Annotated in this window: 15 protein-coding genes and 1 pseudogene; 5 read left to right on the top strand and 11 right to left on the bottom strand. The window is 66.8% G+C overall.

The genetic code is table 11. The annotated features are described in order from the left end of the window. Position 1 precedes the first annotated feature (1 nt). The 6 genes and pseudogenes from LC039_RS13375 to LC039_RS13350 all read right to left on the bottom strand — a co-directional run bounded on the left by LC039_RS13375 (position 2) and on the right by LC039_RS13350 (position 6,709). On the bottom strand, positions 2 to 685 hold the full coding sequence (locus tag LC039_RS13375; protein WP_226624974.1) for an aspartate/glutamate racemase family protein: 684 nt from the start codon (positions 683 to 685) through the stop codon (positions 2 to 4). A 50-nt stretch (positions 686 to 735) separates the two neighbouring features. Continuing rightward, positions 736 to 2,061, bottom strand: coding sequence for a TRAP transporter large permease (locus tag LC039_RS13370; protein WP_226625546.1), 1,326 nt, complete (start codon positions 2,059 to 2,061; stop codon positions 736 to 738). A gap of 138 nt (positions 2,062 to 2,199) precedes the next feature. Next, positions 2,200 to 2,661, bottom strand: a pseudogene (locus tag LC039_RS13365) (TRAP transporter small permease); the annotation flags it as partial. Between the two features lie 131 nt (positions 2,662 to 2,792). After that, entirely contained in the window at positions 2,793 to 3,761 is a 969-nt protein-coding gene (locus LC039_RS13360; protein ID WP_226624973.1) for a TRAP transporter substrate-binding protein, read from the bottom strand. A gap of 236 nt (positions 3,762 to 3,997) precedes the next feature. Beyond that, on the bottom strand, positions 3,998 to 5,101 hold the full coding sequence (locus LC039_RS13355; RefSeq protein ID WP_226624972.1) for an LLM class flavin-dependent oxidoreductase: 1,104 nt from the start codon (positions 5,099 to 5,101) through the stop codon (positions 3,998 to 4,000). A 75-nt stretch (positions 5,102 to 5,176) separates the two neighbouring features. Continuing rightward, a complete protein-coding gene (locus tag LC039_RS13350; RefSeq protein ID WP_226624971.1) occupies positions 5,177 to 6,709 on the bottom strand; it encodes an MFS transporter in 1,533 nt (510 codons plus the stop codon). A gap of 237 nt (positions 6,710 to 6,946) precedes the next feature. On the opposite strand from LC039_RS13350, the gene LC039_RS13345 reads away from it, so the two are divergent. The 3 genes from LC039_RS13345 (at position 6,947) to LC039_RS13335 (ending at position 9,846) form a co-directional block, all read left to right on the top strand. Next, a complete protein-coding gene (locus tag LC039_RS13345) occupies positions 6,947 to 7,636 on the top strand; it encodes a cysteine hydrolase family protein (RefSeq protein WP_226624970.1) in 690 nt (229 codons plus the stop codon). Positions 7,637 to 7,645: 9 nt separating this feature from the next. Further along, positions 7,646 to 8,545: a nitrilase-related carbon-nitrogen hydrolase gene (locus LC039_RS13340; RefSeq protein WP_226624969.1), complete on the top strand. Its 900-nt coding sequence runs from the start codon at positions 7,646 to 7,648 to the stop codon at positions 8,543 to 8,545. 377 nt (positions 8,546 to 8,922) lie between these two features. Then, entirely contained in the window at positions 8,923 to 9,846 is a 924-nt protein-coding gene (locus LC039_RS13335) for a LysR substrate-binding domain-containing protein (protein ID WP_226624968.1), read from the top strand. A 185-nt stretch (positions 9,847 to 10,031) separates the two neighbouring features. On the opposite strand, the gene LC039_RS13330 is transcribed toward LC039_RS13335, so the two are convergent. The 4 genes from LC039_RS13330 to LC039_RS13315 form a co-directional block, all read right to left on the bottom strand. Then, entirely contained in the window at positions 10,032 to 11,084 is a 1,053-nt protein-coding gene (locus LC039_RS13330) for an ABC transporter ATP-binding protein (protein WP_226624967.1), read from the bottom strand. Then, positions 11,081 to 11,914, bottom strand: a complete 834-nt coding sequence (locus tag LC039_RS13325) for an ABC transporter permease (RefSeq protein WP_226624966.1) — start codon at positions 11,912 to 11,914, stop codon at positions 11,081 to 11,083. Before LC039_RS13325 ends, LC039_RS13330 begins: the two co-directional genes overlap by 4 nt. A gap of 4 nt (positions 11,915 to 11,918) precedes the next feature. Next, positions 11,919 to 12,809, bottom strand: coding sequence for an ABC transporter permease (locus LC039_RS13320; protein WP_226624962.1), 891 nt, complete (start codon positions 12,807 to 12,809; stop codon positions 11,919 to 11,921). A gap of 79 nt (positions 12,810 to 12,888) precedes the next feature. After that, complete coding sequence (locus tag LC039_RS13315; RefSeq protein WP_226624960.1) at positions 12,889 to 14,196, bottom strand: ABC transporter substrate-binding protein; 1,308 nt, start codon at positions 14,194 to 14,196, stop codon at positions 12,889 to 12,891. A 237-nt stretch (positions 14,197 to 14,433) separates the two neighbouring features. On the opposite strand from LC039_RS13315, the gene LC039_RS13310 reads away from it, so the two are divergent. Beyond that, complete coding sequence (locus LC039_RS13310; protein WP_226624958.1) at positions 14,434 to 15,747, top strand: amidase; 1,314 nt, start codon at positions 14,434 to 14,436, stop codon at positions 15,745 to 15,747. Positions 15,748 to 16,052: 305 nt separating this feature from the next. Then, on the top strand, positions 16,053 to 18,353 hold the full coding sequence (locus LC039_RS13305) for a FepA family TonB-dependent siderophore receptor (RefSeq protein WP_226624957.1): 2,301 nt from the start codon (positions 16,053 to 16,055) through the stop codon (positions 18,351 to 18,353). Positions 18,354 to 18,526: 173 nt separating this feature from the next. On the opposite strand, the gene nrdF is transcribed toward LC039_RS13305, so the two are convergent. Then, positions 18,527 to 19,501 (bottom strand): class 1b ribonucleoside-diphosphate reductase subunit beta, encoded by a 975-nt coding sequence (gene nrdF, locus LC039_RS13300; protein ID WP_226624950.1) that lies wholly within the window; start codon positions 19,499 to 19,501, stop codon positions 18,527 to 18,529. Between the last annotated feature and the right edge of the window lies 1 nt (position 19,502).

Genomic DNA, 19,502 nt, shown 5'->3' with positions numbered 1-19,502 from the left:
CCTACGGGCCGGGAACCAGACGCGCCGCGTCGAGGATCGAGAACACCGGCCTGCCGGTGACGCGCCGGAGTGCCTCGGCATAGGGGGGCAGGTTGCCGCATTCGAGCACGATGGCCGCGATGTCGGGGGAGCTGGCGATCAGCGTCTCGGCGGCGCGGCAGACCTCGGCCTGCATTTGCGCCGGATCGAAGGCAGCGTTCTGCCTGTCCTTGTGGGCGAGGAAAGTGTCTGCGAAGAGCGTGCTGTCCTGCAGCCCGGCGATGCGCACCTGCTTTGGTTCGACGCCTGCCGCCCGGATGGCGTCATCCCCCAGTGCCGCGGCCGAAGCGGTCAGCACGCCCACCGCGCGCGCGCCGGTCATCTGGAGCACGGTCGGCAAGAGGCACAGGCCCGACAACAGCACGGGCACAGGCAGGTCCGCCGCGATCTCACGCTGCACGGTGATCAGGAAGCCGCAGGTCGAGGTGATCAGGCAGGCGCCTTCGGACACAAGGTCTTCGGCGGCCTTTCGGAAGCCCTCGATCAGCTCGGGCGCAGGGCGGCCGTCTTTCACGATGTCGGGGCTGCCCGCGCCGGGCACCACACGGACACGGGCGGGCAGGTGATAGCTCTGGGGATTGCCGGCATCGCCCGGGATGCGCGGAAATCGCGTGTCGAGGCTGAGGATGCCGATGAAGGGGGACATGTGTCACCTCGGGAAGGGGCCGGGAGCGCGACAGGCGCTCCCGACGGGGCTCATTGCTTGGCCTGTATCATGTCCGGCAGCCAGGTGGCGAGGCCGGGGAAGGCCACGAGAATGGCCACCATCAGCACCATGATCAGGAACATCGGCAGTGCGGTCTTGGCGATGTAGCTCATGTCGTGGCGGGTCATCCCCTGCAGCACGAAGAGGTTGAAGCCCACCGGCGGGGTGATCTGCGCCATCTCGACGACCACCACGATGAAGATGCCGAACCAGATCAGGTCGATCCCCGCCGCGCGGATCATCGGCTCGATGATCGCCATGGTCAGCACCACCGCCGAGATGCCGTCGAGGAACATGCCGATGATGATGTAGAACACCGTCAGCGCCGCGATCAGCGCCACCGGTGAGAGCTCCCAGGCCGCGATCACCCCGGCCAGCGCGCGTGGCACGCCGGTGAAGCCCATCGCCAGCGTCAGAAAGCTCGCCCCCATCAGGATCAGCGCGATCATCGCCGAGGTGCGGGTGGCACCCATCAGGCTCTGGCGGAAGGCGTCCCAACTCAGCGAGCCTTGCAGCGCCGCCAGCACCAGCGCGCCGATGACCCCGAAGGCCGCGGCCTCGGTCGCCGTGGCGACGCCAAGGTACATCGAGCCGATCACCACGAGGATCAGCGCGATCACCGGGATCAGCAGGGTCGAGGCGCGGAGCTTCTCGGCAAAGGTGGTGTGCGGCTCTGGCTGCGGCGCCTGGTCCTTGCGGACCACCGACCAGATCGCGATGTAGGCCATGAACATCGTCGCGAGCACGATGCCGGGGATGACGCCCGCCATGAAGAGGCCGGTGATGCTCTGCTGCACCGTCACGCCGTAGACGATCAGGGTCAGGGAAGGCGGGATCATCAGCCCGAGCGTCGCGGCGCCCGCCAGCGTGCCGACGATCATGAACTCGGGATAGCCGCGCTTGCGCAGCTCGGGGATCGACATCTTGCCGACGGTGGTCAGCGTTGCCGCCGAGGAGCCCGAGACCGCCGCGAAGACCGTGCAGCCGACGACGTTGGAATGCAGCAAGCCGCCGGGGAAGCGCGAGAGCCAGGGTGCGAGACCCTTGAACATGTCCTCGGAAAGTCTTGTACGGTATAGGATTTCCCCCATCCAGATGAACAGCGGCAGCGAGGTCAGTGTCCAGCTCGAGGAAGAGGTCCAGACGGTGATGCTCATTGAGCTGCCGGGATTGCGCGGGGTGAAGCCGATCATCCCCATGTAGGCCACGCCCATCAGCGCCAGCCCGACCCAGAGGCCCGAGCCCAGCAGGAAGAACAGCACGAAGAGGAAGACGCCGATCTTCAGCCCCACCGCGTCGCGGTCGAAACCGGTCATCAGGTGGACGGCGGCGTAGAGCACCAGCCCGCAAAGCACGAAGAGCGCCAGCCGGGCCTTCACCGATCCCAGCGAATCTCGCAGCATCGGCTTGCGCGGGGTGTCGACGCCCATCTGCTTGGTGAACAGAAGACCGAGCAGGCTGTCGATCACCGCGATGGCCAGAAGCACCGCGCCGACGGCCATGGCGATCTGCGGGATCCACAGCGGCGTGCCGTCCTGGCCCTGGCTGATGTCGTTGATCTTGTGGCTCAGGATCGGCGCCTGAACCGCGTACCAGGCGAAGAACAGCGCGACGACCGCCCCCGCGGTGTAGCACCAGATCTCGATGCCACGGCGCCAGGCGCCGCCGCGCTCGACCAGCATGCCGACGCGAATGTGTTCGTTGCGGCGGAAGGTATCGGCCAGCGCGAGAAAGGACGCGGTGGCCATGGCATAGCCGGCGTAATTCGCGCCGCCGGGGAACAGGACGCCGAGCCAGCGGGTGGTCATCTGGGCGACCACGAGGCAGAGGATCGCGACCAGCGCCAGCGCTGCGCCGCAGCCGGAGACCGCGTAGAGCCCGTCGAAGAGGCGGCGAAAGGGAGAGGCAGCCGTCATCGGGGCGGGGCCTTCCGTGTCGTTGTGTGTCGTCATTGCCGTGTCAGCATCTGGCGGACGCGCCGCACCGGGGCGGTGATGGGATGGCGCCCCGGAGGCTCCGGGGCGCCGCGTGTCTGCGCTGCCGGTCCTTACTGGGCGTCGAAGGCGTCGACGATGGCGGTGCCATTCTCGCCCGCGTTCTCCAGCCACTCGGCGGTCATTTCCTTGCCGATGTCCTGCAGCTTGGCGGTGATCGCCTCGCTCGGCGGGTTCACGTCCATGCCGTTTTCGGCGAGCGTGGCGACGAAGCCGCCGGCCAGTTCGGCGGCCTTCTCGGCGCCGCGGGTCTGGGCGGCTTCCGCCTCGTCCATAACGCAGGTCCGGGCCGCGTCGGAAAGCCCGTCGAGCGCGTCCTTGTTGACGAAGACGGTGTTGCGCGGCAGCCAGGCGTTGACGTCGTAGAAGTTGGTCATGTCCTCCCAGACGCTCTCATCCACGCCGGTCGCGCCCGAGGAGATCATCGCCGATACGACGCCGGTCGCCAGCGCCTGCTTCAGATCCGCCGCCTCGACCTGCGTCGGCACCATGCCGGCGAGCTCTGCCACGCGCGCGGTGATCGAGTTGTAGGCGCGGAACTTCACGCCTTCCATCGCCTCGGGGGTCTCGACGGGCTTGGAGAAATACAGGCCTTGCGGCGGCCAGGGCACCGAGTAGAGCGGCACGATGTTCTGCTCGCCCAGCACCTTGGCAAGCACCGGCTCTGCCGCGGCGCGCAGCTTCTCGGAGGCCTCGAAGGAGGTGGCGAGGAAGGGGATCGAGTCGTAGGCGAAGACCGCGTTCTCGTTGGCATGGGCCGAGAGCAGACGCTCGCCGATCTGTGCCTCGCCGAGCTGCACGGCGCGCTTGATCTCGTCGCCCTTGAACAGCGAGCCGCCGGCGTGAATGACGATTTCGAGCTCGCCGCCGGTGCACTCCTTGACCGCGTCCGCGAAGGTCTGCGCGTTCTCGGTGTGGTAGTTGTTGGCCGGGTAGGCCATCGGCATGTCCCAGGTCTCGGCCGAGGCGGCGCCCGCGAGCGCGGTGGTCAGCGTCAGGAATGCGGCTGCAGTGACTTTCATGGTGTCCCTCTCTGTGGTTGCCCGGGGTCCGTTCTGTCGGCCCCGATCCGCCGTGTGTCATGCCCGGCGGTTTGTCGTGCGCTCACGTTTGCAGAAGTTTCGCGACAATGGAACTTTTGAATTCGCGCAGCGGCCTACGGCGCGGAGATCGGCAGGCCCGGTGCCAAAAAAGATGCCCCGGACAGGCGGGCTGTCCGGGGCGAGGGTGCGTGAGTGGTGGTGGTCTTTCCTTCGCCTCAGGCGGCGAAGGAGGTCTTGCGGCCGGCGCCGTTGCGGGTCTTCATCAGCGGCTGGATGTACTGGCCGAACTGCTCCATGCCGATGATGAAATCGTCGAAGGTCAGCATGATGCCCTTGAGGCCCGGGGTCTCGGCGATCTCGTCGAGCATGGCGGCGACCTGCTCGTAGCTGCCGATCAGCTTGAGCATGCCGGTGGGCTGCGGGTTCTTGATGGCGCGCACGAGGTTGGCGGCGGTGGAGCCGTCCTTGGCCACCTTGTCCTGACCGGCCTGCGCCGCCTGCCATTCCAGCGCCTCGATGTCGGTGCCCTGCTTGTAGAGCTCCCATTTCTGGAAGGCGAGTTCCTCGGTGCGGTCGGCAATCACCATGAGCAGCAGGAAGGCACCGGTGTCGCGACCGTGGGTCTCGGCGGCGGCGTTGACCTTGGCGACCATCTCCTTGGAGGCGCTGGTGTTGTTCATATCGCCGCCGGCGCCGACGAAGTTGTAGTCCCCGTACTTGGCGACGAACTCCATCCCCTTCTCGGACTGGCCGGCGCCGACGATCGGGATGCGGCCGTTGGTCGGGCGCGGCTCGAGAATGCAATCGTCCATCTGGAAGAAGTCGCCCTTGAAGTCCGAGCGGCCGTCGCGCCAGAGGCCTTGCATGACCTGCGCGTATTCCGCGGCGTAGTCGTAGCGGCGGGCGAAGTGCTCGGGGGTCAGCTCGATGCCCATCTGCTGGTATTCCTTGGGCTGCCAGCCGGTCACCATGTTCACCCCGACGCGCCCCGGCGCGATGGAATCGAGCGTCACCGCCATGCGCGCGGTGAGCGCCGGTGGCAGGGTCAGCATGGCGCAGGAGGCAAAGAGCTTGATCCGGCTGGTCACCGCGGCGAGCCCCGACATCATGGTGAAGCTCTCGAGGTTCTGAACCCAGTATTCCGACGGGCCATTGTAGCCGCGCAGCTTGATCATCGAGAGCGCGAAATCGAGCCCGAAGTGCTCGGCGCGTTGGCACACGGCCTTGTTCAGATCGAAGCTTGGCATGGTGCTCGGGCCGGTGGTCGAGATCAGCCAGCCGCGGCGGCCGATGGGAAGGAAAACGCCGATCTGGGTCATGGGAGGTCCTTTCTCTCTCTGTGGGGGCGGAGGCTGCGCGTGCGGCAGCGCTCCGGGTCCGTGTACGGCGCCGGGTCAGGCAGCGGTGTCGCTGCGCAGCCCGGCGATCTTGGGATCAGTCTCGGCAACGCCGCGCGCCGCGCCAATCGACTTGTTCTCGGCAGGGGCCGTAGTTTTTCTCAGCGGTGGTGCCTCGGGGGACAGTCGCGCCAGCCAGGGCAGCGCGAAGAGCGGGATCAGTGCCATCAGCAGGTAGGCCGCCTGAAAGTGCTCGGGTTCGAGCGCGGGCGCATCGCCCTGCAGCAGGTGCAGAAGCAGCGCCGCCACAGAAATGCCGAGCCCCATGGTCAACTGCTGGAACACGCCCGCCGTGGCGGTCGCGCGCGAAAGCTGGCGGGCGGGTACCCCGGCATAGGTGAGCGTGTTGACCGCATTGAAGTAGAGCGTGCGGATCGCGCCGGAGACGATGACAAGGGCAATGATCACCCAGACTGGCCAGCCCGGCGTGATCGGCGCGAAGGCGGCGAGGGTGGCGCTGCCGGTCAAGGTCAGCGCGATCAGCACCGGCCTGTAGCCATGGCGGGTGATCAGCCGCTTCAGAAGCGGCTTCGAGACCAGCGAGCCGAGCGCGCCGATGGCCGAGAAGAGCCCCGCGTGCAGCGGCCGGAATCCCATCGCGAGCTGCAGGAAGAGCGGCAGCAGGAAGACGGTGGAGTTCATGCCGACACGCCCGATGCCGCCGGCGATCACCCCGACCCGGAAGCGCTGCGCGGAGAAGAGCGCGAGCACCAGCGCCGGGTGAGCCACCCTCTGCGCGTGCCTGCGGTAGAGCCCGAAGATCAGCGCCGAAAGCGGCAGCAGCGCCAGCCCCGCGGCGCCCCAGAGGCTGATCGCCTCGAGCCCGAGCTGGAACAGCACCAGCGCCAGACCGGCCAGCGCGAAGCCCGAGAGGTCGAAGCGCTCGACCTCGTCGCGCGGCAGGGCGGGCAGGGGCGGCACCAGCCAGAGCATGCCGAGCACCGCGGCGAGACAGATCGGCAGGGTGACGAAGAACAGGAGCCGCCAGTGGTAGAACTCGATCAGCGCCGCGCCGACGAGCGGGCCGATCAGCGGCCCGATCAGCACCGGCACGGTCAGCCATGTCATGCCGTCGAGCGTGCGCTCCGGCCCGAAGGCGCGCAGCACGATCATCCGCCCCACCGGCGTCATCAGCGCGCCGCCGAAGCCCTGCAGCACGCGGCAGGGCACCATGGCCTCGAGGCCCGGCATGAAGGCCGCCAGCACCGAGCCCAGCGTGAACAGCCCCACCGCGCCGCAGAACACCCGGCGCGCGCCGAAACGGTCGGCGAACCAGCCCGAGACCGGCATGAAGACCGCCAGCGCCAACAGGTAGGCGGTGACCAGCAGGTGCAGCGACAGCGGCGAGCGCTGCAGGTCCTCGGCAATGCGCGGGATGGCGATGGTCAGCAGCGTCGTGTCGACCCCCTGCATCAGGAAGGCCAGCGCCACGGTGAAGGCGATGGCGATGCGATGCGCCTCCGAACGGGTCGGCACGGCGTGCGGGTCGTCGGAGGCGTCTGAGGGAAGGTCGGTCGGGGCGTCAGTCATGCCTCCTGCATCCGCCGACGTGCCCGCTCCGGTCAAAGGAGTTTTCCTAGAGGGCCCGCGCAGGAAAACTCAGCGCCCGGCAGGTTTGCCCGGCACAGTGGCTTCGGATGCAAAGAACCGGGGAAGGCATCTGAGGGCTGAGAAAGCCTCAGCCCGCCGGGCAGATTTCCGCAGTAGCTCCTGACACCCGCCGCCCCCTAGGCTCGCGCCGACGCACATGCAGAACCGGAGAGCATCATGGCCCACGCCTGGGACGACTTCCTGACCGAGAACGACCGCAAGCTCATCGCCGCCCGCAAGAACCTGCGCGAGCCGCACGGGCCGGGCAAGGTGAACGCGCTGCTGGTGATCGACATGCAGGTCACCGCCGTGGGCGAGGACCGTCCGATCCACGAGCAGGTCGACCGCTTCCCCGGCGCCTGCGGCCCGCACGCCTGGAGGGCGATCCCGCCGCAGCAGCGCCTGCTGGCTGCCGCCCGCGCCGCCGGAATGCCGGTGATCTACTCAAAGCACGTCTTCCACGGCTACACCGGCCTCGCCCGTGCCGAGGGCGGAGTCTTCGCCGCGACCGATCCGCGCTCGGAAATCCCAGCCGAGGTCGCCATGGCCGAGGGGGAAATCCTCGTCGAGAAGCAGACCCCTTCGTGCTTTGCCTATACCAACCTGCATCTCATCGCGAAGGAGAAGGGCATCGACGGCTTCCTCGTCGTCGGCAATTCGACGTCGGGCTGCGTGCGGGCCACCTGCGTCGACGGCGAGGCGCTCGGCTACAAGATGCAGGTGATCGAGGAGGGCGTCTTCGACCGCATCGAGATGAGCCATGCCGCCGCGCTCTTCGACATGCAGTTCAAGATCTGCGACGTGATCGACGAGGCCCGCGCGCTGGACATCATCGGCGCGCCGGATGCGCTGAAGAAATCCGCCTGAGGCCCGGCCATGAGCACATTCACCGCCGCCGCCCTGCAGTTGGGTCCGGCCTCGGAGACCATGGCGGAGACCACGGACCGGATTCTCGCGCTGATGGCGCAGGCCGCCGGGCAGGGCGCGCGCATCGCCGTGCTGCCCGAACTGGCGCTGCAGCCCTACTTCGCGGCGGAGGTGCACGCTGATCTGTCGCGCTGGACCGACGCCGGAGAGACCGAGGCCGCGCTCGGTCGGATTGCCGCGGCCTGCGAGCGACTGGGGCTGGCGCTCTCCGTCTCGCATGCCGAACCCACCGAGGCGCGGCTCTACAACTCGATGACTTTCATCGCGCCGGACGGGCACACCTGCGGCATGTTCCGCAAGGTGCATATCCCCGGGCATGTCGAGCCCGATCCGGCAAAAGACGTGAACATCCTCGAGCGGCGCTATTTCGCGCCCGGCAACCTCGGTTTTCCCGCTTATGCGGTCGAGGGGGTCACCGAAGCGCCGCTGCGCACGGGCGGGCTGATCTGCTACGACCGCCGCTTCCCCGAGAGCTGGCGCAGCCTGATGCTCAACGGCGCGGATCTGTTCTGCGTCTGCTACAACACCCCGGTGATGAACGGTGCGACACTGGCGCAGGCCCGCCACGCCTCGGAACTGGCGATCTGCGGCGGCGCCTATTCCAATGCCACATGGACCATTGCGGCGGGCAAGGGCGGGGTCGAGAACGGCATCTCCTTCATCGGCGGCAGCTTCATCTGCGGGCCGGACGGGGTGATCGTGGCCCGGGCCGAGACCATGGGCGACGAAGTCGTTCTGGCCGAGATCGACATGGCCCGGCAGCAGGCGCTGCGGGCGCGCTGGAACTTTGCAGAGACCCGCGCCGAACACGCCTACGTCGGAGCGCCCGCGCTGAAGGGCATGGCCTGAGAGGCAGGCGGTTCCGGCGCCGCGAGCATGCCGGGCTGCCGCTCTGTTCCTCCATCTTGTGTAAGTTCGGACAAGAGCGATGCCTGAGCGTCGTCCCCGTCTTCTCGCGGAAGTGTTGCTCAACGCCGTTTCATCAGAGATTTTGAGCCTACATCGCAACCGGAATCGGTGAGACAGCGCCAACACCTGCGCTTCGCCTCCAGGCTGTGAGACCATCTCCCGCCAAAAGTCCGTACAAGTGCGCGTGAATTTGTCCGTATTTTCATCTCCCGCTGCACTCTACGCGTCCTCTTTCGCCCGGAACTCACTTCTTTCTTGATCGCCGGCATGGCTCCGCGCTCCGATCATCACTGGGAGGTGACAGAGAGGTGAACCCGATGAGAAAACGTGTCCCGCTGAATGCCATCCGCGCTTTCGAAGCCACCGCCCGCAACCAGTCGGTGGCCAAGGCGGCGGACGAGCTGTGCGTTACGCCCACGGCGGTGAGCCACCAGATCCGGCAGCTCGAGGAGTTCCTTCAGATGCGGCTCTTCATCCGCAAGAACTCTCGGATCGAGCTGACCACCGAGGCGCGCAACAACGTGCATCAGATCGGCCGGGCGCTCGACCTCATCAACGAGGCGATCGCCGCGCTCGAAGGGTCGGACTACGACGAACGGCGGCGGCTCAACGTGGCGGCCTCCACCTCGGTCGCCTCGTTCTTCCTGATGCCCCGGCTCTACGATTTCACCCTGCGCGCGCCGGATATCGACCTCAATATCCGGACCTTCCTGTCGCGCAAGGAGGCCGAGGAGCAGGAGATGGATATCCGCATCCTCAACTGGCAGAGCCAGATCGAGTGCCAGGTCGAGCCGCTGGTCGAGGAGGAGGTGGTCCCGGTCTGCGCCCCCGCCGTGGCCGCGCGCTTCGGCAACGACCCGCGCGAGATCCTGAGGAACGCGCCACTGCTGCACGTCGACCGGGCCAACGACGGGCTCGACAGCACCTACCCGGACTGGGCGCGGTACCTCGCCGAGTACGGCATCAGCCGCAGCGATCTCAGCCATGGCGCGCGCTTCAACCAGGCAGGCACCTCGATCGAGGCGGCCTGTGCGGGGGTGGGGGTGATCCTCGGGCGCTCGCTGCTGATCGAGGACGCGCTTGAGAAGGGCCGCCTGGTGCGCGTCAGCGAGCCCTATCCGATCCGCTCGCCCTACTTCCTGCAATCGCCTTGGAAGTCTGCGAACAAGGAGAGCATCCAGCGTTTCAAGGACTGGATCCTCGAGAAGGTGCGTTCGAACGGGCTGGTGCACGCGATCTGAGCGCGAGAGCGAGGCGAGAGCCGGGCGACAGCGGGCCGGTGGCGAAACGCTGCCAAGTCCGACGTGTGTGCTGATTGTCCGCCCGCTCCGGTGGACGTTCAGACCTCGGGCAAACGACACAGAGCGCCAGCCCGTCGGGACGGGCCGGCGCTCGCCCGGCGGCTCCACCGTGGCGCCGCGCGCGCCTACCCCAGCGGATGCTCGTCCGCCGGATCCCATGACAGCCTGACCGATTGCCCGAGCTCCAGCGCATCGTTGAAGAAGGCACCCGTCGGCATCAGCGCGGTCAGCTCTTCGCCGTCGGTGCCGGTGACGCTGACCCGCACGGCGGTGCCCTGGTACTCGATCATCGACACCGTGCCCGGAAGGCTCCGCAGTCCGGGGCGCGCACCGATCACGCATTGGTCGGCGCGCACGGAGGCCTCGCCGCCGCCCGCCCGCTGCACCACGTTGTGCCCGCCGAGGAAGCGCGCGACGAAGGCGTTGCTCGGGGTCTCGTAGACCTCGCGCGCCGCGCCCGCCTGCATGATCACCGCGTTGTTCATCACCACCACCAGGTCGGCCAGCGCCAGCGCCTCGTCCTGGCTGTGGGTGACGTGGATGAAGGAAATTCCCAGCTCCTTCTGGATGCGTTTCAGCTCGGCGCGCATGCGGATGCGCAGGAACGGATCGAGCGCCGAGAGCGGCTCGTCGAGCAACAGCACCTTGGGCCGGGTGATCAGCGAGCGCGCCAGCGCCACGCGCTGCTGCTGGCCGCCCGACATCTGGCTGGGCAGGCGCTCGGCGAGGTGATCCATCTGCACCAGCTCGAGGTACTCCTTGGCCCTGGCCCGCCGCTCGCCGCGCGCCACACCCTGCACCTTCAGCGAGAAGGCGACATTGTCGAGCGCGCTCAGATGCGGAAAGAGCGCGTAGTCCTGGAACATCATCGAGGTGCCGCGCGCCACCGGCGGCGCGTGGGTGATCTCCTGGTCGTGGATCAGGATGGCGCCGTCGCTGACCTCCTCGTGCCCGGCCAACATGCGCAGCGTGGTGGACTTGCCGCAGCCCGAGGGGCCGAGCAGGCAGCAGTAGGAGCCGCGCGGGATGCGCAGCGAGATATTGTCCACCGCGGGCGCACCCGGCCCGTAGCGCTTGGTCACGGCGACCAGTTCGGCGTCGAAGCGGTGGCTCTGGGTGACCTGCCGCGGCTTGGCGGGGGCGGGCGGCGGCGTCTCGGTCTTGAGGGCGAGGGTCATGCGTTGGTCCTCATGCTGCGGCGCTTGGCGAGCTGGGTCATCACGACAAGCGAAAGGATGATCAGGGAGAAGGAGATGAGCGTGGTCAGCGTGCCGATGGCAAAGAGCACCGGTGTCGCGGCGGCGTTGAGCAGGCCCATCACCTCCATCGGCATGGTGTTGCCCATGCCGACGTTGAGCGAGGTACGCGCGGTCTCTTCGTAGGAGGAGGTGAGCCCCGCCATGGCGATACCGATCACGCCGGGCAGGATGATCGGCAGGATCACCCAGCGGAAGCGCTGGCTGGCGGAGGCGCCGAGATCGACGGCGGCCTCCTCGTAGGAGCTGCGGAAGCGGCCGAGCACGATGAACATGATCAGCAGGCCGAAAGGCAGCGTCCAGGTGAGCTGCGCGCCGATGCCCGAGGTGAACCAGTTCACCTGCCAGCCCAGCAGGTTGAACATCAGCGCGATGCCGAAGCCGACGAAGATGCCGGGCAGCACCATCGAGGCGATGGCGGCGTAGAACACCGCGCCCGAGCCGGGGAACTTGCGGCGGTAGGCGAGCCCGGCGGTGACCGAGATCACCAGCGTCAGCACCGCCGTACAGGCCGCCAGCCGGATCGAGCGCTGGAAGGCGCCGGGCACGTCGCCGAGACCCTGGCCCTCACCGGAGAACAGCGTCTGGAACCAATGCGTCGACCAGCCGACCATGGGGAAGGACATGCCGCCTTCGGGGCCCTGGAAGCTTAGGATGTAGAGGCAGGCCATCGGCGCGTAGACGTAGACCAGGAAGACCGTGGTCAGCCCGGCGAGCAGGTAGAAGGAGAGGGGGCGCTTGCGGGTGCTCATCAGGTCAGCTCCTCAGTTCCTTGCGGATGTCGGCGAAGCGCAGCAGCGAGACGACGATGCTCAGCACCACGATCAGCAGCAGGATCGATTTCGCGGCGGCGGGCGGGTACATGAAGGCGTTGAGATCGGTGATGATCGACATGCCCACGGTGTTGACCTGGCTGCCCCCCATGAACTTCACCATCACCACGTCGCCCATGATCGCCGTGGTCACGATGATCGTGCCGATGGCGAGGCCGGGGCGCACCAGCGGGAAGATGATGTCGCGCACGATCTGCCATTCCGAGGCGCCCGCGTCCCGCGCCGCCTGGATCACCGAGGGCGGGATCTTGGCCATGGAATTCAGCGCCGTGGCGATCATCGGCATGGTCAGCATCTGCACGTAGGCGACCAGCACGGCGAACTCGGAATACATCAGCCAGCCGAGCGGCTCGTCGATCAGCCCGGCGCCCATCAGCGTCTGGTTGACCACTCCCTCGCGGCCCAGCAGCGGCACCCAGCTGACCATGCGGATTGGGCCGGAGGTCCAGAAGGGGATCGCGATGGCGGTGACCAGCAGCGTGCGCAGCCAATTGCTGCGCAGGTGAAACGCGAGGAAATAGGCGATGGCGAAACCCAGCGGCGCGGTGATCGCCCAGACGATGACCAGGAACTTGAAGGTCTTGAGATAGAGCGCCAGCGTGAGATCCGAGGTCAGCACGTCGACCCAGGTCTCGAGGTAGAGCTCGGGAAAGACCTGCGCGAAATTGTAGTCGAGGAAGCTGACCACGAAGATCAGCCCGAGCGGCACGATGACCAGCGCCAGGAAGACAAGCGCCATCGGCGTGACCTGCAGCACCGAGGCGAGTTTCGGCGGGATCGTGGCGCGCGAGGGGGAGGTTTGGCTGGAGAGCATGGGCGTTTCGTTTCGTCCGGGGAGGGCGTGGGAGGAGGGGCCCCGGCCAGGTAGCGCGGCCAGGGCAGAGGTTTGCGGATCAGGCGGCGATGAAGTCCTGCCAGCGGCGCACGAGGTAGCGGTCCTCGTCCATCACCGTGTTCCAGATGCCGATGTTGCCCATGCGCTCCCAGATCGAGCCGCCGTCGCGGCTGACGCCGGCCTTTTCCATGACCTTGCCATAGGGGTTGAGGATGTCTTCGGTGGCGGGCTGGCCCTCGTACCAGTAGCCCCACTCGTTCTCGGTCATGAACGGCTTCACGTTCTCGGGCACCGAGTTGTAGAAGCCCTGGCGCGAGATGAAGGCGCCGGCCCAGCCCGAGTTCATCCAGTTCATGTACTCGATGGCGCAGTCGCGCTCGAGCCCCTCGAGGTGGTTCATCGCCGACATCATGATGTACCAGCCTCGGTAACCTTCCTTCATGCCCTTGTAGGTGCAGTCGATGCCGCGGGTGCGGACCTCGGTCACGGCGGGAGACCACATCGACTGCAGCAGCACCTCGCCCGAGGCCATCAACTGCACCGACTGGTCGAAGTTGGTCCAGAAGCTGCGGAAGTGGCCCTCGCGCTTCAGCGCAGTCAGAACGTCGATGGTCTTGTCGATCTCCTCGCGGGTCATGTTGCCCTTGTCGCCATAGGTGATCTCGCCCATCGCCTCGAGCGCCATGGCGGCGTCGGCGACGCCGATCGACACGCCGTCCTGCAGCGCCACGCGACCCGAGAACTCGGGGTTCAGCAGCTCGGCCCAGCTTTCGATCGGGCGGCCGATGAGGTCGGGGCGGATGCCCAGCGTGTCGGCGTTGTAGTAGAGCGGCACGCCGACGAGGTAGTCGGTCGGGGTGAGCGAATACTCCTGCGCGTTCTCGTCGGCCCAGTACTGCGCCTTGATCGGCGCCATGCCCTGTTTCGAGGCCTCGGTGCCGTCGGGATAGGTGCCCTTGGTGAAGAGCGACAGCGTCTGGTCCCAGTATTTGTACTCGGACACGTTGACCGGCATCAGCACGCCGCGCCCGGTGAAATACTTGAGGTTGGTGTTGGGCATGTCGGTGACATGCACCGACTTCGGCTGGGTCAGCAGGCGGTTGACGTGGGTGGTGGGGTCGGGCGCCGTCTGCATGTCGACGGTAAAGCCGAGGTCCTCGTTCGCCTTGGCCTCGATCTCGGGGATCGTCGAGTAGGACTGCCCGAGGTGGGTGATGGTGACATCCTTGATGTTCTGCGCCCAGAGCATCGGCGCCGGGAAGGCGCTGGCGGCGGCTGCGGCGGCGCCGGACTTCAGCAGGCCGCGGCGCGACAGGCCGCGCCGGCGCGGCGGGGTCTTGGTGGCGGGAAGGTCGGATTTGGTCATGGGTCTCTCCTGCGGACGATGGCTGCGGCCCGGGTTCTGCGGACGGGCTCCTTGACCGGGATCGTCCCATGGGGGCGCGTTCCGGTGGCCTCAGGATCGAGGCGAGCGGGCGAAAAAACCTAGTGAGAAAATTTGGTAGCGGGCCTGAAGAAAGCTCGCCTGCGTTTGTCCGCGCTTTCTGATCTTGTGGGACGGTGAGGGGCAGGCGCCCCGGCACGGGACAGGAAAGGAGCCGCCATGAGTGTCACCCACGAGCCCGATACCACTGATCCGATGACGGCCCGCGCGATCGCAGACGATCTCGCCTCCGGCCGGCGCAGCGCCGCCGAGATCGCCGAGACCACGCTGCAGCGGGTTGCCCATTGGGAGCCGAAGGTAGCCGCTTTTTCCTATTTCGACCCCGATCTGCTCAAAACGCAGGCAGAGGCGCTGGACGCCGCCCCGCTGCGCGGACCGCTGGCGGGGGTCACCGTGGCGGTGAAGGACGTGATCGCCACCAGGGACATGCCCACCGAGCACAACACCGCCCGATATCAGGGCAGCCGTCCCGGCGTCGACGCGGCCTGCGTCGACACGCTGCGCGCGGCCGGGGCGCTGATCATGGGCAAGACGGTGACCACCGAGTTCGCCTCGACCAACCGCGGCGGCAAGACCCGCAACCCGATCGACCCGACGCGCACGCCGGGCGGCTCGTCGTCGGGCTCCGCTGCGGCGGTGGCCTGCGGCATGGCGGCGATCGGGCTTGGCACGCAGACCGGCGGCTCGACCATCCGCCCGGCCTCGTTCAACGGCATCTGGGGGATGAAGCCCACATGGGGCGTGATCAGCCGCGAGGGGCTGAAGCAATATTCGATGACCTGCGACACGCTCGGGCTCTACGCACGCAGCGCCGATGACCTCGAACTGCTCTGCGATGTTTTCGACCTCGATCCGGCGCCGCAGCCGACAACGCTGGAAGGCCTCCGCATCGGCCTGTGCCGCACGCCCATGTGGGACCGCACCGAGCCGCCGATGCGCCGGGCGCTGGAGGAGGCCGCCGACGCGCTGCGCCTCGCCGGGGCCGAGGTGATCGAGGTCGAACTGCCGCCGCTCTTCGCGGGCATCGCCGAGGCGCATTCGGTGATCCTCGCCCGCGAGGGGCGGGCGTCTTTCCTCAACGAGGTGCGCAACACGCCGGGCATCCACGACGAATACACCGGCATCGTCGGCAATGCGCGCGGGATCACCCCGGAGGACGCCCGCCACGCCTACACGCTCGCCGACCGCTGCCGCGCCGCCTTCGACGAGGTCATGAGCGGCTTCGATGCGATCATGACACCCTCTGCCTGCGGCGAGGCACCGGTGGGGCTGGAGCGTACCGGCGACGCGGCGATGAACTCCATGTGGACGCTGCTGCAGGTGCCCGTCGTCTCGGCGCCGGGGCTGACCGGCCCGAACGGCATGCCGCTCGGCATCTCCTTCGTCGCGCGGCGCTACGCCGACCGCACGGCACTGGCGGTGGCGAAACTGGCAGGCGCGGTGCTGGCCCGTGACGGGGTCGAACTGGCCTGATTGCCGCACCGTAGACCCGCGTCTGCCACGCATGACACGCGCCGGTGCCCCCGGCGCGTGTCTCGTTTGTCTCGGCGACACTCCGGGCGCGGCGCGATCCAGCGCACAGAATTACCGAAAGACGCGCGCCCTAACGTGAGCGATCGTGGGGCTGATGGCTTGTTGCACATTTGCGACATATATCCGAGTGATTTTATCTGGATTATTGCCTGACGCCCTCTGGCATGGTTCAGCAGACTAGCGCCAGCTTCCGCCAGCGAACCTCCACCCATCGTGAAACCCTCAACGCGCAGAGAGGATCGCTCATGGCATCCGCACGTGCACGGCTTGCCTCTGGCACTGCCGTTTTCCTTCTGTCCGCCGCCCCGCTGACCCCGGCGCTGGCGCAGGACCTCACCCTCGACGACGATAGCGGCTACGAGCTCGGCACCATCGTTCTGACCGCCGAGGAACAGATCAAGCAGGCGCTCGGCACCTCGACGATCACCGCCGAGGATCTCGAAAAGCAACCGGTCGTCAACGACGTGGCCGAGATCATCCGCAAGATGCCCGGCGTCAACCTCAGCGGCACCTCGGCCTCGGGCCAGCGTGGCAACCAGCGCCAGGTCGACATCCGCGGCATGGGCCCGGAAAACGTGCTGATCCTGATCGACGGCAAGCCGGTGCTGTCGCGCACCTCGGTGAAGATGGGCCGCTCGGGCGAGCGCGACACCCGCGGCGACACCAACTGGGTGCCCGCCGAGATGGTCGACAGCATCGAGGTCATCCGCGGCCCGGCTGCGGCGCGCTACGGCTCCGGCGCGGCGGGCGGCGTGGTGAACATCATCACCAAGGCCCCCGACGAGGACCTGCTGCAGATCGGCACCTTCTTCGACGTGCCCGAAAGCAGCCTCGAAGGCGCGACCCAGCGCTACAATCTGCTCTGGGCGAAGAAGCTGAACGAGGACTTCTCGCTGCGCTTCTCCGGCAGCTACAACAAGACCGACGCCGATGATCCCGAGCTGAACTCCGAAACCGTCGAGGGCGAGACCTGCTACGACCGATCCGGCGACGAGACCGAATGCGGCTATGACGCCGGCAACGAAGGCGTGGTGAACAAGGATGCCTCGCTGCTGCTGCGCTGGACGCCGAGCGACCGCAACAGTTTCGACTTCGACCTGGGCTGGTCGCGGCAGGGCAACCTCTACGCTGGCGACAAGCTGCTGGGCGGCGGGCTGACCGAAAGCGGCGGCACCATCGTCGACGATCTCGCCGAGGACGGCGAGGAAACCAATGTGATGGAGCGGGGCACCTTCGCGATCACCCACAACGGCAGCTACGGCTGGGGTGAGACGATGAGCTACCTGCAGTACGAGCACACCGACAACACCCGCCTCACCGAAGGTCCGGCCGGCGGTGTCGAAGGCCAGATCAACGCCACCGACGACTGGGATACGGCGATCCTGCAGGCGATTGCGGGCAAGTCCGAGGCCTATATCAACAATGATTTCCTCGGTCGCCCCTCGGCGCTGACGCTCGGGGCGGAAGTGCGCTACGAGAAGCTCGATCTCAGCGACTACAGCTCCTTCTCGTCGATCACCGCGGACGATGGCAGCATCGACTCCACCACGGGCGACGACATCACCGAGCAGCTCACTCTCGGGCTCTACCTCGAGGACAACATCGAGTGGACCGACCGGCTGACGCTGACCCCCTCGGTGCGCGTCGACTGGGCCGACAGCTTCGGCTACAACTGGTCGGGTGGTCTGAACGCTTCCTACGCGGTGACCTCGGAATGGACGGTCAAGGGCGGCGTGGCCCGGGCGTTCAAGGCGCCGACGCTCTACCAACTGTCGGACACCTACGTCTATACGACGCGCGGCAACGGCTGCCCCTATCCCTATGTCGGCGATGGTCCCTGCTACGTGCTGGGCAACGACGACCTCGATCCCGAGACCTCGATCAACTCGGAAATCGGTGTGGCCTACAATGGTCTGAACGGCGTCAACGCGACGCTGACCTATTTCCACAACGACTACCGGAACAAGATCCAGGCGGGCACCGAGCAGGTGGGCACCACGCTGGTCAGCGGCAACTCCGCGCGGCTCTACCAGTGGGAGAACGTGCCGGAGTCGATGGTCGAAGGCCTCGAAGGCAGCTTCGCCATGCCCCTCGGCGAGCGCGTCTCGCTGGCGGTGAACGGCACCTACATGATCGAGTCGAGCCAGAAGCTGAAGATCAAGGGCGGCACCACCTCGGACGGCGAGAGCTATGACGACATCGAAGTCGAGGTGCCGCTGTCGCTGGTCCCCGACTACACGATCAACGCCGCGGTGACCTGGAACGTGAACGAAAAGTTCAGCCTTGTTCCCTCGCTCACCCACTACGGCCCGACCGAGGCGACCGACTACAGCGCCGCCAGCGGCTATTCCAACGACGACACCGACGACCGCGACCCCTACACGCTGGTCAATCTCGGGATGACCTACCAGTTCGACAACGGCTTTGACCTCAAGGCCGGGGTGACCAACCTCTTCGACACCGAGATCCTGCGCTCGGGCGACGGTGCGGAAACCTACAACGAACCGGGCCGGGCCTACTACTTCGGTCTGACCAAGACCTTCTGAGGTCTGCGCTGATTTTCGAAAAACGAAGCGCCGGCCGCAAGTTGCGGTCGGCGCTTCATGTTGCTCGCAGGCCGTCTGCGCGATTTTTCCGCCCCAAAACTCGGCCGCCAACGGGCATGAAAAAAGCCGCAGACGGAGGACCCGCCTGCGGCTGTCTCAACATCCGAGAGGGATCAGAAGTCCCAGTCTTCGTCCTCGGTGGCCACGGCCTTGCCGATGACATAGCTCGAGCCGGAGCCCGAGAAGAAGTCGTGGTTCTCGCTGTCCGGGCTCAGCGCCGCCATGATCGCCGGGTTGACCTCGGCAGCCTCGGGCGGGAAAAGCGCCTCGAAGCCAAGGTTTTGCAGCGCTTTGTTCGCGTTGTAGTGGAGGAATGCCTTGACCTCTTCCGTCAGGCCGATGCCGTCATACAGCTCTTCGGTATAACGCGCCTCGATGTCGTAGAGCTCGAACAACAGCGAGAAGGCGTAATCCTTCAGCTCGGCCTTGCGTTCCTCGCTCTCGCGCTCGAGCGCGCGCTGGAACTTGTAGCCGATGTAGTAGCCGTGCACCGCCTCGTCGCGGATGATCAGGCGGATCAGGTCGGCGGTGTTGGTCAGCTTGGCGCGGCTCGACCAGTACATCGGCAAGTAGAAGCCCGAGTAGAACAGGAAGCTCTCGAGGAACACCGAGGCGATCTTGCGCTTCAGCGGGTCGGCGCCGGCGGCATAGGTCTCCAGCACGGCGCGGGCCTTGGCCTGCAGATGCGGGTTCTCGTCGGACCAGCGGAAGGCCTCGTCGACCTCGCGGGTGGAGCAGAGCGTCGAGAAAATCGAGCTGTAGCTGCGCGCGTGCACCGCTTCCATGAAGGCGATGTTGGTCAGTACCGACTCCTCGTGCGGAGTCTGCGCATCGGGCATCATCGCCGGCGCGCCGACCGAGTTCTGGATCGTGTCGAGCAGCGTGAGGCCGGTGAAGACACGGATGGTGAGCTGCTTCTCGGCGTCGGTCAGCGTCGCCCAGCTCTGCACGTCGTTCGACAGCGGCACCTTCTCGGGCAGCCAGAAATTGACGGTCAGCCGGTTCCAGACCTCGAGGTCCTTCTCGTCCTGCAGCCTGTTCCAGTTGATCGCCCGCGGCACGGCGGGGGAGGTGACGGTGTCCTTCATC

Origin of the sequence: Alloyangia pacifica, assembly GCF_020524285.1 — a bacterium.
Classification (GTDB): domain Bacteria; phylum Pseudomonadota; class Alphaproteobacteria; order Rhodobacterales; family Rhodobacteraceae; genus Salipiger; species Salipiger pacificus_B.
The sequence above is the reverse complement of the archived record's forward strand: the minus strand, read 5'-3'. Positions and strand labels throughout refer to the sequence as shown.